Raw genomic sequence first — 13,385 nt, forward strand, 5'->3', positions numbered from 1 at the left:
ACGCTAGATGTCCCTCAGTCGTGTCACAGTCACCGCGGTGCGTAACCTGCACCCGGTGACCTTCTCCCCCTCCCCCCGCATCAATATCCTGTACGGCGCCAACGGCAGCGGAAAAACCAGCGTGCTGGAAGCTATCCACTTGCTGGGGCTGGCGCGTTCGTTTCGCAGTGTGCGGCTAAATCCTGTGATTCAACACGAGCAGCAGAGCTGTACGGTTTTTGGCCAGGTCGAACTGGCGGAAGGCGGGCACAGTGCGCTGGGTATTTCGCGGGACCGGCAAGGGGAGTTCCAGATTCGTATCGACGGCCAGAATGCGCGCAGTGCCGCGCAACTGGCCGAGATCCTGCCGCTGCAATTGATCAACCCGGACAGCTTCCGTCTCCTTGAGGGGGCTCCAAAGATCCGCAGGCAGTTTCTCGACTGGGGCGTGTTCCATGTCGAGCCGCGGTTCATGTCGACCTGGCAGCGGCTACAGAAGGCCCTGCGGCAGCGGAACTCATGGCTGCGGCATGGTACACTCGACGCCGTTTCACAAGCGGCCTGGGACCGGGAACTGTGCCTGGCCAGTGCTGAAATTGATGAATACCGCCGCGCCTACATCAAAGCCTTGAAACCAGTCTTTGAGCAGACCCTGAGCGAGTTGCTTGATCTCGAAGGGTTAACGCTGAGCTATTACCGTGGTTGGGATAAAGACCGTGAGCTGAGTGCTGTACTCGCCGCGTCTGTCCACCGGGACCAGCAAATGGGCCATACCCAGGCCGGGCCACAACGTGCTGATTTGCGCCTCAAGCTGGGTGCAAACAACGCCGCAGACATCTTGTCACGGGGGCAGCAGAAGTTGGTGGTCTGTGCGCTGCGCATTGCTCAAGGGCACTTGGTCAGCCAAGCCCGGCGTGGCCAATGTATTTATCTGGTAGATGACTTGCCGTCTGAGCTGGACGAGCAGCATCGCAACGCATTGTGTCGCTTGTTGGAAGACTTACGCTGCCAGGTATTTATTACCTGTGTAGATCACGAATTATTGAGGGAAGGCTGGCAGACGGAAACGCCAGTTGCCCTGTTCCACGTGGAACAGGGCTGTATCACCCAGACCCACGACCATCGGGAGTGAAGGCATTGAGCGAAGAAAACACGTACGACTCAACGAGCATTAAAGTGCTGAAAGGCCTTGATGCCGTACGCAAACGTCCCGGTATGTACATTGGTGATACTGACGATGGCAGCGGTCTGCACCACATGGTGTTCGAAGTAGTCGACAACTCTATCGACGAAGCGCTGGCTGGCCATTGCGACGACATCACCATCACCATCCATCCGGACGAATCAATCACCGTGCGCGACAACGGCCGCGGTATTCCGGTTGATGTGCATAAAGAAGAAGGCGTTTCCGCAGCCGAGGTCATCATGACCGTGCTGCACGCTGGCGGTAAGTTCGATGACAACTCCTACAAGGTATCCGGCGGATTGCACGGTGTAGGTGTTTCGGTGGTAAACGCCCTGTCCGAACTGCTGGTCCTGACTGTGCGTCGCAGCGGCAAGATCTGGGAACAGACCTACGTCCACGGCGTTCCGCAAGCACCGATGGCTATCGTCGGCGAAAGTGAAACCACCGGTACTCAGATCCATTTCAAACCATCTGATCAGACCTTCAAAAATATCCACTTCAGCTGGGACATCCTGGCCAAGCGGATTCGTGAACTGTCCTTCCTCAACTCTGGTGTCGGCATCGTCCTCAAGGATGAGCGCAGCGGTAAGGAAGAACTGTTCAAGTACGAAGGCGGCCTGCGTGCGTTTGTTGATTACCTGAACACCAACAAGACCCCGGTTAACGAGGTGTTCCACTTCAATGTTCAACGTGAAGACGGCATCGGCGTAGAAATCGCACTGCAGTGGAACGACAGCTTCAACGAGAACCTGTTGTGCTTCACCAACAACATTCCGCAGCGCGATGGTGGTACGCACTTGGTGGGCTTCCGCTCTGCCCTGACGCGTAACCTCAACACCTACATCGAAGCAGAAGGCCTGGCCAAGAAGCACAAAGTCGCCACCACCGGTGACGATGCCCGTGAAGGCCTGACTGCGATCATTTCGGTGAAAGTGCCGGATCCGAAGTTCAGCTCCCAGACCAAAGACAAGCTGGTTTCTTCCGAAGTGAAGACCGCTGTTGAACAGGAAATGGGCAAGTTCTTCTCCGACTTCCTGCTGGAACACCCGAACGAAGCCAAGCTGATTGTTGGCAAGATGATCGACGCCGCCCGTGCCCGTGAGGCCGCGCGTAAAGCCCGTGAGATGACCCGTCGTAAAGGCGCGCTGGACATCGCAGGCTTGCCTGGAAAACTGGCTGACTGCCAGGAAAAAGACCCGGCGCTGTCCGAACTGTACCTCGTGGAAGGTGACTCTGCTGGCGGTTCCGCCAAGCAGGGTCGTAACCGCCGTACCCAGGCCATCCTGCCGTTGAAAGGTAAAATCCTCAACGTCGAGAAAGCCCGCTTCGACAAGATGATCTCTTCGCAAGAAGTAGGCACCTTGATCACCGCCTTGGGCTGTGGCATTGGCCGCGATGAGTACAACATCGACAAACTGCGCTATCACAACATCATCATCATGACCGATGCTGACGTCGACGGTTCGCACATCCGTACCCTGCTGCTGACCTTCTTCTTCCGTCAGTTGCCGGAGCTGATTGAGCGTGGCTACATCTACATTGCTCAGCCACCGTTGTACAAAGTGAAAAAAGGCAAGCAAGAGCAATACATCAAAGACGACGAGGCCATGGAAGAGTACATGACCCAGTCGGCCCTTGAAGATGCCAGCCTGCACTTGAACGACGAAGCTCCAGGTATCTCTGGTGAGGCGCTGGAGCGCCTGGTGTACGACTTCCGCATGGTGATGAAGACTCTCAAGCGTTTGTCGCGCCTGTACCCTCAGGAGCTGACCGAGCACTTCATCTACCTGCCAGCCGTTAGCCTTGAGCAGCTGGGCGATCACGCTGCCATGCAAGACTGGATGGCCAAGTTCGAAGAGCGCCTGCGTCTGGTCGAGAAGTCGGGTCTGGTATACAAAGCCAGCCTGCGTGAAGACCATGAGCGTAATGTCTGGTTGCCAGAGGTCGAATTGATCTCCCACGGCCACTCGACGTTCATCACCTTCAACCGCGACTTCTTCGGCAGCAACGATTACAAAACCGTTGTGACCCTGGGCGCTCAACTGAGCACCTTGTTGGACGACGGCGCGTACATCCAGCGTGGCGAACGTAAAAAAGCCGTGACCGAGTTCAAGGAAGCACTTGAGTGGTTGATGGCGGAAAGCACTAAGCGTCACACCATCCAGCGCTACAAAGGTCTGGGCGAAATGAACCCGGATCAGCTCTGGGAAACCACGATGGACCCAAGCGTGCGTCGCATGCTCAAAGTGACCATCGAAGACGCGGTCGGCGCCGACCAGATCTTCAACACCTTGATGGGCGACGCCGTAGAACCGCGCCGCGAATTCATCGAGAGCAACGCACTGGCAGTGTCCAACCTGGACTTCTGATGTGTGATGGGCCGGGGTAGATCTTTGACCTCAACCCAATAAAAAACCCGCCATGTCTCACGACACGGCGGGTTTTTTTTGCTACGGCGCCAGCAAGACCCCCTGCTCTTCCTTGCACAACTCCAGCAAAAAATCCCATACCACCCGCAATCTCACCGACTTGTGCAATTCGCGGCGGGTACTGATCCAGTAGCTGCGTTGCACCGACTCTTCGGGCAGAACACGCACCAGTTCCGGGTCGTTACTGGCCATGTAATTGGGCAACACCGCGATGCCCAGTCCGGCCCGCGCGGCTTGTTGTTGCGCAATGACGCTGGTGCTGCGAAAGGTGACGGTCGGGGTGCGACAGAAGTTGTTGAGGAACAACAGCTCCTGGCTGAACAGCAGGTCGTCGACGTAGCCGATCCAGTAGTGATTGGCGAGGTCCTCGCGGCTGTTCAAGGGCGGTGCCTTGTCGAGGTAAAGACGGCTGGCATACAGCGCCAGCGTATAGTCGGTGAGTTTGCGAGTTATCAACAGGTCAGCGTTGGGGCGGTCCAGATGGATGCTGATTTCAGCTTCGCGGTTGAGAATGCTGACAAAGCGCGGTACCGCCACCAGCTCCACTTCCAGCCCAGGGTAGCGCTCAAATAACCCGCGCAGCCGCGAAGTGATGAACATGATCCCGATACCTTCAGTTACGCCAAGACGGATCTTCCCCATAGGGGCGATGGCCTGGGTGATTTCTTCCTGCGCCAACAATGCGGTATTTTCCATGGCTTCGGCGTGCCTGAGCAGCGCTTGGCCGGCGGGCGTCAGTTCGTAGCCCTGGGCGTTTTGCACAAACAGCGCTGCGCCAAGGTGCTGCTCGATGCTTTCAATATGGCGGGCGACGGTGCTGTGGGTCGTGTTCAGGCGCTTGGCGGCCGTCAGCAGGCGCCCGCTGCGCTGCAGCTCCAGAAAGTAGCGCATGTCATTCCAGTCGAACATGCCATCCCCCAAGCGATAGTGATGAACGGGCTGTGCAAAAACGCACAAGCCATGGGTGAAATCACGCGTTTCAAACTCGAAAATAATCAATACGATGGAGCAAGACAAGAACAATAAAAGGCGAGGTGATGGATGCCATCAGCCAATAAAGTGTACGACTTCATCGTCGTGGGCGCCGGACCTGCGGGCTCCGTGCTGGCCAACCGGCTGTCTGCCGACCCCCGTCACAGCGTGTTGCTGCTCGAGGCGGGTGGGCAAGATAACTACCCGTGGATTCATATCCCTGTGGGTTACCTGTATTGCATCGGCAACCCGCGTACCGACTGGTGTTTCAAAACCGAGGCACAGGCCGGCTTACAAGGTCGCAGCCTGAGTTATCCCCGGGGCAAGGTGCTGGGCGGCAGTTCGTCGATCAACGGCATGATCTATATGCGCGGCCAGGCGGGCGATTACGACCGTTGGGCCGAGCAGGGCAATACTGGCTGGGCCTGGAACGATGTCCTCCCGCTGTTCAAACGCAGCGAAAAACACTTTGCCGGCAACGGCGACCTGCATGGCGGTGATGGCGAATGGCGGGTTGAGCAACAGCGTTATACCTGGCCCATTCTGGATGCGTTTCGTGACGCGGCTGCACAAAGCGGGATTGCCAGCGTCAGCGACTTCAACGGTGGTGACAATCAGGGCTGTGGATACTTTCAGGTCAATCAACGATCCGGTGTGCGCTGGAATGCTTCCAAGGCATTTTTGCGCCCGGTGCTTAAACGCCCGAACCTGACCGTATTGACCGATGTTCAGGTCGATAAAGTGCTGCTTGAGAACGGCCGGGCGACGGATGTCAGCGCTCGCTGGCAAGGTGCCGAGCACCGCTTCGCGGCGGGTCGCGAGATTATCTTGTGCGCGGGCTCCATTGGCTCTCCGGGGATCTTGCAGCGCTCGGGTATCGGCCCGCGGCCCCTGCTGGAAAGCTTGGGGATAACTGTGCAGCGCGAGTTGCCTGGCGTGGGTGGCAACCTGCAGGACCATCTGCAACTGCGGCTGATTTTCAAACTGACCAAGGCCCGTACCCTAAACCAGGTGGCCAATAGCCTGTGGGGAAAAGTAGGCATGGGCCTGCGGTATGCCTACGATCGCAGTGGCCCTTTGGCCATGGCGCCAAGTCAGTTGGGCGCGTTCGTTAAGTCCGACCCTGATCAGCCCTCGGCCAACTTGCAGTACCACGTTCAGCCGCTGTCCCTTGAGCGCTTTGGCGAACCGCTGCACACCTTCCCTGCTTTTACGGCTTCAGTGTGCAATTTGCGTCCTAAAAGCCGGGGCCGGGTCGATATCAGTTCGGCCAACCCAGATGACGCGCCGCTGATCGACCCCAATTATCTGAGCCATCCTGACGATTTAAGGGTCGCGGCAGATGCGATTCGCCTGACCCGGCGTATCGTGTCTCGCCCTGCCCTGCAGGCCTTTACGCCCGAGGAATACCTTCCGGGCAAGGATCTGCAAACGGAGCAAGAGCTGTACGAAGCTGCCGCCCGTATTGGTACGACTATCTTTCACCCGGTGGGAACCTGCCGCATGGGCCAGGACGCCGAGGCAGTGGTCGATGCCCAATTACGCGTTCATGGTGTCGCGGGTTTAAGGGTGGCAGACGCATCGATCATGCCGAGCATCGTGTCGGGTAATACCTGTTCACCGACCCTGATGATTGGCGAAAAAGCCGCGCAGTTAATTCTGCAAACGTTGAATGACGCGCAGGACAAAACAGCAGGCGTTAGCCGCGCGGTAGTAGCACCGGTCGCCTGAACGCGATCGTGGTTTCGGGCGCAGTCATCCGGAACCGACAGTGGACAACAACAATAATCACTGTGGCCCACAGGGCTGAGGACATTGAACATGTCAGACGCAATTGCACAACAGGCGGCTCCCGCCAAGGCAACAACCGGCCGGGAAGAGCGCAAGATTATTTTTGCCTCATCCCTCGGGACTGTCTTCGAGTGGTATGACTTTTTCTTGTATGGCGCTTTGGCGACCGTGCTCAGCAAGCAATTCTTTGCCGGGGTGAACGACACTACAGCGTTCATTTTTGCCTTGATGGCCTTTGCTGCCGGTTTTTTGGTCAGACCGTTCGGGGCACTGGTGTTTGGCCGATTGGGCGACATGATCGGGCGTAAATACACATTCCTCATGACCATTATTCTGATGGGCTTATCGACCTTTGCTGTCGGCCTGCTACCTACCTATACCAGTATCGGCATTGCGGCCCCAATCATGCTGGTGTTGTTGCGCATGCTCCAAGGGCTGGCGCTGGGCGGAGAATATGGTGGCGCCGCTACCTACGTGGCCGAGCACGCCGCTCCCGGCAAGCGCGGTTTCAATACCAGCTGGATTCAATCCACCGCCACACTGGGTCTGTTGCTCTCGTTGGTGGTTGTACTGAGCTGCCGTTACCTGACCGGAGACCAGTTTGAGGTCTGGGGCTGGCGCCTGCCGTTCCTGCTGTCCATTGTGCTGCTGGGCATCTCGACCTGGATTCGTATGAGCATGCACGAGTCGCCGGCGTTTGTGAAAATGAAGGCCGAAGGTAAAACCAGCAAATCGCCGATCCGTGAGTCGTTCGGCAAATGGGAAAACCTCAAGATCGTATTGATTGCGCTGTTCGGGATCAACGCCGGCCAAGCCGTGACCTTCTATACGGCGCAGTTCTACGTGCTGTTCTTCCTCACGCAGATGCTCAAGATTGACCCGGCCCAGGCCAACATGTTGCTGATTATCAGTGTGATCATCGGTGCACCGTTCTTTATCTTCTTCGGCTGGCTATCGGACAAGGTGGGGCGCAAACCGATTTTGATGCTTGGCCTGTTGCTGGCCACAGTGCTGTATTTCCCGTTGTTCAAAGGCCTGAGCCATTACGCCAACCCGCAGATCGACACCGCCAGCCGCCAGTCACCGATTGTGGTGATGGCCGATCCGTCCACCTGCACCTTCCAGTTTGACCCGGTAGGCAAGGCGCGTTTTGACAGCCCGTGTGACAAGGTCAAAACCTTCCTCGTGAAACAGGGGTTGCCGTACACCTCTCAGGCCGTCGCATCCGGGTCTGAGGTGATGGTCTCGGTGGGTGAGCAACAGATCAAGGGCTTTGACGAGGCCGCCATGCGTGCGGCGATCACCGAGGCGGGCTACCCGGCCAAAGCTGATCCAAGCATGGTGAACCAGCCGATGGTGGTACTGATCATGGTGCTGCTGACCCTTATTGCCACCATGACCTATGGCCCGCTGGCCGCGGTGATGGTCGAACTGTTCCCGACCCGCATCCGCTACACCTCAATGTCCCTGCCGTACCACATTGGTAATGGCTGGTTTGGTGGCTTCCTGCCAACGGTGTCATTTGCGCTGGTGGTCTACACCGGGGATATCTTCTACGGCCTGTGGTATCCGGTGGTGATTACCGGGGTCAGCCTGGTGGTGGGCCTGCTGTGCCTCAAGGAGACCAGGAACGTGGATATCGATAAGGTCTAAAGCGGGCTTCTACAGGGATTTACCTGAATCCCAGACACAAAAAAACCGGCGTATAAGCCGGTTTTTTTATGTGCTTAGAAAAACTTATGCACGTTTTTCGCTAAAAAAACTGTTGAAGAAATAAGTATCTAAATCATCAGGTTACGACTGTTTTTAGAAATAAATCCAAAACTTGTGCACAACTTATCCACAATTTGCTTAGCTCACAATCGTCTCAACCCGCGCAGCCAGTGGCGGCAGTGAGCCCATGTCTCGCTGAGTCTGTTCGTTCCAGGCTTGAACCCGGTCGTTCAGCTCGGCAATCGCACGCGGGCCAGTGCCGTTGGCGTACATCGGCTCACCAATCACCAGCTCAATCGTACCGGGCTTTTTAGCCCAGCCGGTCTTGGGCCAGTACTTGCCAGCATTGTGGGCAATCGGCAGTACCGGTAGCTCGGCGTTGACCGCCAAGGCCGTACCACCGCGGGAGAACTTGCCCACCTGGCCAAACGGTACGCGGGTGCCTTCCGGGAAGATCAGTACCCAGATGTTGTCCTTGAGCAGCTCGTCACCCTTTTTGGCGATGTGCTTGAGCGCCGCCTTGGGGTTGTCGCGATCGATGGCAATCGGGCGCAGCATGGCCATCGCCCAGCCAAAAAACGGCACGTACAGCAGCTCGCGCTTGAGTACCTGGCTCAACGGCTGAAAGTAGGCCGAGAGAAAAAACGTCTCCCAGGTACTTTGGTGGTTGGCCAGAATCACGCAGGGCTGCTGCGGGATGTTTTCTGCACCCGTCACGCGAACGTCAATTTTCAAAAACACTCGCGTCAGCCACAGCGCGCAGCGGCACCAGTACACGTTAATAAACCGATAACGCGCACGGAACGGCAAAAAAGGGGCGACAAAAAAGCTCAGCGAGCACCACAGCAGAGAGCTGGTGCCCAGCAGCAGGTAAAAGAAGAAGGTTCTGATGGCCTGCAGGATCGACATAGCGACTTTTACCGTTGCGGATAAAGCACGACTGAACAACCCAAAACGCAGAGTGATGGGGAGTGTTCAAACCTGCTCTATTTGTGGATAAGTTCTGCGGCAACTGCCGCCAGATCGTCAAATATTAGGGTATTAACCGGTAATGATTTGGCCAAAGTTTGTAGGCCTTTTCCGGTTTTTACCAAAACGGGCTGAGAATCGACGGCTTGTGCAGCCTGCAAGTCACCCAAACTGTCACCGACAAACCAACATTGGGCCAAATCAGCGCCGTAATGTGTGGCAATCGTTTGCAACATGCCCGGCTTGGGTTTGCGGCACGCACAGCCCTCGTCGGGACCGTGGGGGCAATAAACGATCAACCCGACCTCGCCTCCCTGCTCTGCCACCAGCGCCCGTAAACGGGCGTGCATGGCGTCCAGCGTGGCGACATCGTAATAGCCGCGGGCAATGCCGGACTGGTTGGTCGCGATGGCGACTGTCCAGCCGGCCTTGCTCAACTGCGCAATGGCCTCGATCGCGCCGGGGAGCGGGATCCACTCCTCGACTGACTTGATGTAAGCGTCGGAGTCGTAATTGATCACTCCGTCCCGATCGAGAATCAGCAGTTTCAACGGTAACCCCTTAGCCCAGCAGTGAAATATCGGCAACGCCCAGGAACAGGCCGCGCAAGCGCGCCAACAATGCGTAGCGGTTAGCCCGCACGCTAGGGTCTTCAGCGTTGACCATCACCGCTTCAAAGAACGCATCCACTGGCTCGCGCAGCGAAGCCAGACGGGTCAGGGCCTCGTTGTACTGACGGGCAGCAGCCATTGGCTGAACGGCTTCGTCGGCTTTCTGGATGGCCGAGAACAGCGAGAACTCACTGGCATTGTCGAAATAACGGGCTTCAACATGAGTTGAAACCGTGCCTTCAACCTTGCTCAGCAAGTTCGATACACGCTTGTTCACAGCGGCCAGGGCAGCAGCTTCCGGCAATTGACGGAAGGCTTGAACGGCTTGTACCCGCTGATCGAAATCCAGCGCCGAAGTCGGGTTGAGGGCACGTACCGAGAGGTAAGTGGCCACGTCCACGCCTTCGTCTTCGTAACGCGCACGCAGGCGGTCGAAGATGAATTCCAGTACCTGATCCGCCAAACCGGCTGACTTGATCTTGGCACCGAAAGCGCTGACAGCGAATTTCACGGCTTCAGTCAGGTCGAGGTCGAGTTTTTTGTCGATCAGGATGCGCAAGATACCCAGCGCGGCACGACGCAGTGCATACGGGTCTTTGCTGCCGGTCGGCAGCATGCCGATGCCGAAAATGCCCACCAGGGTGTCGAGCTTGTCAGCGATGGCCACCGCAGCACCGGTCAGGGTGCCTGGCAACTCAGCGCCAGCGCCACGCGGCATGTACTGCTCGTTCAGCGCCAGTGCAACGTCTTCTGGCTCGCCATCGTTGAGGGCGTAGTAGTAGCCGGCAATGCCTTGCATCTCCGGGAACTCGCCGACCATTTCAGTGGCCAGGTCGCACTTGGACAGCATACCTGCACGGGCTGCGCGCGATGCGTCGCCGCCAATGCGCGGAGCAATGAATGCCGCCAGTTTGGAAACGCGCTCGGCCTTGTCGTAAACGCTGCCCAGTTGAGCCTGGAACACCACGTTTTGCAGGCGCAAGTTGAAGCTTTCGAGCGTCTGCTTCTTGTCTTGCTTGAAGAAGAACTCGGCATCGGTCAGACGTGGGCGAACCACTTTCTCGTTACCCGAGACGATCTGCTGCGGGTCTTTGCTCTCGATGTTGGCCACGGTAATAAAACGCGGGAGCAACTTGCCATCAACGTCCAGCAGGCAGAAATACTTCTGGTTGTCCTGCATGGTGGTGATGAGGGCTTCTTGCGGTACATCCAGGAAGCGTTCTTCAAACGAGCACACCAGCGGGACCGGCCACTCAACCAGTGCGGTCACTTCGTCGAGCAGGCCAAGCGGCACGATGGCAGTACCTTCCTGCATCGTCGCCAGCTCGGCCACGCGCTTGGAGATCAGCTCACGACGCTCATTGAAGTCTGCCAGCACGTAGGCTTTGCGCAGGTCTTCGAGGTAGTTGGCCGGCGCGGTGATACGCACGTTTTCCGGATGGTGGAAACGGTGACCACGGGAATCGCGACCCGATTTTTGCGCGAGGATCGTGCAATCGATCACTTCATCGCCCAGCAGCATGACCAGCCATTGGGTTGGACGCACGAACTCGACCTTGCGAGCACCCCAGCGCATGCGCTTGGGGATTGGCAGATCATTGAGCGAGTCTTCAACGATGGTCGGCAGCAGGCTGGCGGTCGGCTTGCCGACGATCACCTGGCTGAAACGCAGTTTCGGGCCGCTCTGATCGATTTCGCTCAGCTCAACGCCGCACTTCTTGGCAAAACCAAGAGCTGCTTGTGTCGGGTTGCCTTCAGCATCGAACGCTGCCTGACGCGGCGGGCCGTCGATGTTGATGCTGCGGTCCGGTTGCTGGATTTCGAGCTGGGTCAGCAGCACGGCCAGACGACGCGGTGCGGCGTAGACTTTTTTGGCGCTGAAGCTCAGACCTGCAGCTTGCAGGCCTTTTTCAATCCCGGCCAGGAATGCATCTGCCAAGGTATTGAGGGCTTTTGGCGGCAGTTCTTCAGTGCCCAGTTCAACCAGAAAATCTTGAGCACTCATTGTGCAGCCTCCAACTTAGCCAACACTTCATCACGCAAATCAGGTGGAGCCATCGGGAAGCCCAGCTTGGCGCGAGCTTCGAGATAGGCCTGCGCCACGGCACGGGCCAAGGTACGCACACGCAATATGTACTGCTGACGCGCGGTCACGGAAATGGCCCGGCGAGCATCCAGCAAGTTGAAGGTGTGGGACGCCTTGAGCACCATTTCGTAGCTTGGCAACGGCAGCGGCTGGTCGAGTTCGATCAGGCGCTTGGCTTCGCTTTCGTAGAAATCGAACAGCTCGAACAGTTTGTCGACGTTGGCGTGTTCGAAGTTGTAGGTCGACTGCTCGACCTCGTTCTGATGGAACACATCGCCGTAAGTCACTTTGCCGAACGGGCCGTCAGTCCATACCAGGTCGTAGACGGAATCTACGCCCTGCAGGTACATCGCCAGACGCTCAAGGCCGTAGGTGATTTCACCGGTAACCGGGTAGCACTCAATGCCGCCTACTTGCTGGAAGTAAGTGAACTGGGTGACTTCCATACCGTTGAGCCAGATTTCCCAGCCCAGGCCCCAGGCGCCCAGTGTTGGCGACTCCCAGTTGTCTTCCACGAAACGGATGTCGTGAACCAGCGGGTCCAGGCCGATATGTTTCAGCGAACCCAGGTACAGCTCCTGGAAGTTAGGCGGGTTTGGCTTCAATACCACCTGGAACTGGTAGTAGTGCTGCAAACGGTTCGGGTTTTCGCCGTAGCGGCCGTCAGTCGGGCGACGACTGGGCTGCACATAAGCGGCGTTCCAGGTTTCTGGGCCCAGGGAGCGCAAAAACGTGGCGGTATGGAATGTGCCGGCGCCCACTTCCATATCGTAGGGCTGAAGCACCACACAACCTTGCTCGGCCCAGTATTGCTGGAGGGCGAGGATCAAGTCTTGGAAGGTACGCACTGCTGGCGTAGGCTGGCTCACAAATTCACCTGTTTCTTGGGCTGCGATTTAAAGAGCGGGAGTATACCCGATTCGGTCGCGCCTCCACCCTTTGGAGCCTATATGGCACGTTGTTTCTGGTGTTCAGAAGACCCGCTGTATGTGGCGTATCACGATCAAGAGTGGGGCGTGCCGTTGCGCGATGCGCATGGGCTGTTCGAGTTGTTATTGCTCGAAGGGTTCCAGGCGGGTTTGTCCTGGATCACGGTTTTAAAGAAGCGCGAACACTATCGCAAGGTGATGTTCGGCTTCGATGTGCAGCGTTTGGCGGCCATGACTGATGCCGAAATAGAGGCGCTGTTGCTCGATCCGGGGATTATCCGCAACCGTCTCAAGGTGGCTGGCGCACGGCGCAATGCCCTGGCCTGGCTGGCGCTGGAGGACCCCGTCGAGTTTTTATGGTCGTTTGTGGGCGGCAAGCCGAAGATCAACCACTTCACCGAGCGCCATGAATTCCCGGCGGTTACGCCGCAGGCTGAGGCCATGAGCAAAGCCCTGAAAAAAGCCGGGTTTACGTTCGTCGGCCCGACCATTTGCTACGCCTTCATGCAGGCCAGCGGGATGGTCATGGACCACGCCACCTCGTGCGACCGTTACGCCGAACTGGCAAACGGCGGTTAGAATGCTGGCCTATTGCATTGAACCCTGTAGCCGCTGCCGAAGGCTGCGATAAGGTCCGAAGGACCTACAACAGTGAGGCTGCTGCGCACCCTGTCGCAGCCTCGTTCCTCGTCAGCGGCTACATAGTCGTTTTGTTTTGAA

The 13,385-nt window shown here is 57.4% G+C and carries 10 protein-coding genes; 5 read left to right on the forward strand and 5 right to left on the reverse strand.

All coding sequences use genetic code 11. The features are described 5' to 3' along the window. Nucleotides 1–7: 7 nt before the first annotated feature. Both recF and gyrB read left to right on the forward strand, forming a co-directional pair. On the forward strand, nt 8–1,111 hold the full coding sequence (gene recF / locus BLW11_RS04060) for a DNA replication/repair protein RecF (RefSeq protein WP_019828642.1): 1,104 nt from the start codon (nt 8–10) through the stop codon (nt 1,109–1,111). 5 nt (nt 1,112–1,116) lie between these two features. Then, entirely contained in the window at nt 1,117–3,534 is a 2,418-nt protein-coding gene (gyrB, locus tag BLW11_RS04065; protein WP_048362288.1) for a DNA topoisomerase (ATP-hydrolyzing) subunit B, read from the forward strand. An 81-nt stretch (nt 3,535–3,615) separates the two neighbouring features. Here gyrB and BLW11_RS04070 read toward each other — a convergent pair whose 3' ends face one another. Then, the gene (locus BLW11_RS04070; RefSeq protein ID WP_048362287.1) at nt 3,616–4,503 is read right to left on the reverse strand and encodes a LysR family transcriptional regulator; all 888 of its coding nucleotides are present in this window, start codon (nt 4,501–4,503) and stop codon (nt 3,616–3,618) included. Between the two features lie 132 nt (nt 4,504–4,635). Between BLW11_RS04070 and BLW11_RS04075 the strand changes: the two genes are divergently transcribed. Both BLW11_RS04075 and BLW11_RS04080 read left to right on the forward strand, forming a co-directional pair. Then, nucleotides 4,636–6,297, forward strand: coding sequence for a GMC family oxidoreductase (locus BLW11_RS04075; RefSeq protein WP_048362215.1), 1,662 nt, complete (start codon nt 4,636–4,638; stop codon nt 6,295–6,297). Between the two features lie 90 nt (nt 6,298–6,387). Further along, on the forward strand, nt 6,388–8,010 hold the full coding sequence (locus tag BLW11_RS04080) for an MFS transporter (RefSeq protein WP_048362214.1): 1,623 nt from the start codon (nt 6,388–6,390) through the stop codon (nt 8,008–8,010). A 198-nt stretch (nt 8,011–8,208) separates the two neighbouring features. On the opposite strand, the gene BLW11_RS04085 is transcribed toward BLW11_RS04080, so the two are convergent. The 4 genes from BLW11_RS04085 to glyQ form a co-directional block, all read right to left on the reverse strand. After that, on the reverse strand, nt 8,209–8,979 hold the full coding sequence (locus tag BLW11_RS04085; protein WP_048362213.1) for a lysophospholipid acyltransferase family protein: 771 nt from the start codon (nt 8,977–8,979) through the stop codon (nt 8,209–8,211). 77 nt (nt 8,980–9,056) lie between these two features. Next, a complete protein-coding gene (gene gmhB / locus BLW11_RS04090) occupies nt 9,057–9,590 on the reverse strand; it encodes a D-glycero-beta-D-manno-heptose 1,7-bisphosphate 7-phosphatase (RefSeq protein ID WP_048362212.1) in 534 nt (177 codons plus the stop codon). A gap of 10 nt (nt 9,591–9,600) precedes the next feature. Beyond that, nucleotides 9,601–11,655, reverse strand: coding sequence for a glycine--tRNA ligase subunit beta (gene glyS, locus BLW11_RS04095; protein ID WP_048362211.1), 2,055 nt, complete (start codon nt 11,653–11,655; stop codon nt 9,601–9,603). Continuing rightward, nucleotides 11,652–12,605 (reverse strand): glycine--tRNA ligase subunit alpha, encoded by a 954-nt coding sequence (gene glyQ / locus BLW11_RS04100; protein ID WP_019828634.1) that lies wholly within the window; start codon nt 12,603–12,605, stop codon nt 11,652–11,654. Before glyQ ends, glyS begins: the two co-directional genes overlap by 4 nt. A gap of 81 nt (nt 12,606–12,686) precedes the next feature. On the opposite strand from glyQ, the gene BLW11_RS04105 reads away from it, so the two are divergent. Then, nucleotides 12,687–13,244, forward strand: coding sequence for a DNA-3-methyladenine glycosylase I (locus tag BLW11_RS04105; RefSeq protein WP_048362210.1), 558 nt, complete (start codon nt 12,687–12,689; stop codon nt 13,242–13,244). Nucleotides 13,245–13,385: the final 141 nt, after the last annotated feature.

It is taken from the genome of Pseudomonas deceptionensis (assembly GCF_900106095.1).
In the GTDB taxonomy this organism is placed as follows: domain Bacteria; phylum Pseudomonadota; class Gammaproteobacteria; order Pseudomonadales; family Pseudomonadaceae; genus Aquipseudomonas; species Aquipseudomonas deceptionensis.

Bases quoted from the DNA above. Each gene is read 5' to 3' on its own strand.
- BLW11_RS04105 (WP_048362210.1), top strand. From the start codon at position 12,687: ATGGCACGTTGTTTCTGGTGTTCAGAAGACCCGCTGTATGTGGCGTAT.
- recF (WP_019828642.1), top strand. From the start codon at position 8: ATGTCCCTCAGTCGTGTCACAGTCACCGCGGTGCGTAACCTGCACCCG.
- BLW11_RS04085 (WP_048362213.1), bottom strand. From the start codon at position 8,979: ATGTCGATCCTGCAGGCCATCAGAACCTTCTTCTTTTACCTGCTGCTG.
- glyS (WP_048362211.1), bottom strand. From the start codon at position 11,655: ATGAGTGCTCAAGATTTTCTGGTTGAACTGGGCACTGAAGAACTGCCG.
- BLW11_RS04080 (WP_048362214.1), top strand. From the start codon at position 6,388: ATGTCAGACGCAATTGCACAACAGGCGGCTCCCGCCAAGGCAACAACC.
- BLW11_RS04075 (WP_048362215.1), top strand. From the start codon at position 4,636: ATGCCATCAGCCAATAAAGTGTACGACTTCATCGTCGTGGGCGCCGGA.
- BLW11_RS04070 (WP_048362287.1), bottom strand. From the start codon at position 4,503: ATGTTCGACTGGAATGACATGCGCTACTTTCTGGAGCTGCAGCGCAGC.